This is a genomic window from Marichromatium bheemlicum (assembly GCF_012276755.1).
GTDB classification, from domain to species: Bacteria; Pseudomonadota; Gammaproteobacteria; order Chromatiales; family Chromatiaceae; genus Marichromatium; species Marichromatium bheemlicum.
On record NZ_JAAXKX010000046.1, the window covers coordinates 1 to 1,214 of the forward strand.

A 1,214-nucleotide genomic window follows, 5' to 3' on the forward strand; every position below is an offset into this window, starting at 1 on the left:
ACGACGACGACCTGCCGAGCGAAGCGCCGACCTTCCTCGCCCCAGAGACCAACCCGCTGGGACTGGACAACGACGGCATCCATGCCACACCGACCTTCGCCGACATCGATGCCGACGGCGACCTCGACGTCTTCGTCGGCAGTGGCGACGGCGATCTCCGGTTCTTCAAGAACACCGGCGACGCCAGCAATCCGGCCTTCAGTTCAGCAATCATCAATCCCTTCGGTCTGAGTGATGTCGGCAATCGTACTGCCCCGAGCCTGGTCGACCTCGACGGCGATGGTGACCTCGATCTCGTCGTCGGGAACGACGCAGGCGACCTCGTGTTCTTCGAGAACACCGGCACGGCATCCGAGGCCGCCTTCGCCTCACCCTCCACCAACCCATTCGAGTTGACGAGCATCTGGAATGCTGCGGCGCCCACCTTCGCCGACATCGACGACGACGGGCGCCTCGACGCCTTCGTCGGCAGCTACACGGGTGGACTCTTTTATTTCCGCAACACCGGCAGCGCCACCCAGCCGGACTTCGCCGCCCCCTCTGCTTCACCGTTCGGCCTGAACCAGGTCGACGGCAACGTTAAGCCAACCCTGGCCGACATCGACGATGATGGTCGGCTCGACTTGCTCGTCGGCGGCTACAGCGGCGACATCTGGCTGTTCGAGAACACCGGCAGCACGAGCGAACCGGCATTCGCCAGCGCAGTCAGCAACCCATACGGGTTGACCGACGTCGGCGCCTATAGCTCACCGGCCCTCGCCGATCTCGACGCCGACGGCGATCTCGACGCCCTGGTCGGTAACTCCAACGGCAACCTGCTGCTGTTCCTCAACGGCACCCCGCCCGGGGTGACCCTGAGCCAATCCTCGGTCGAGGTCACCGAGGGCGGTGCCACCGCCACCTATACCCTGGTCCTCGACACCCAGCCCAGCGCCGACGTCACCGTCACCCTCGACACCACCAACGATCAGGTCATGGTCGATCAGGCGACCCTCACCTTTACCCCGGAGAACTGGGACACCCCGCAACAGGTCACCGTCACCGCCGTCGACGACAGCCTCGGCGAGGGTCCGCACCGGGGCGTCATCAGCCACACCGTCACCAGCACCGACACCGGCTACGACGGGGCGGCGATCGACAACGTCCAGGTCGCCGTCACCGACGACGACCTGCCGAGCGAAACGCCGACCTTCCAGCCCCCACAGACCAACCCG

1 protein-coding gene is annotated in these 1,214 nt (G+C 65.7%); it reads left to right on the forward strand.

The genetic code is table 11. The features are described from left to right. On the forward strand, positions 1 to 1,214 hold a 1,214-nt coding region (locus HF203_RS16030), incomplete at both ends, for an FG-GAP repeat domain-containing protein (protein ID WP_210424822.1).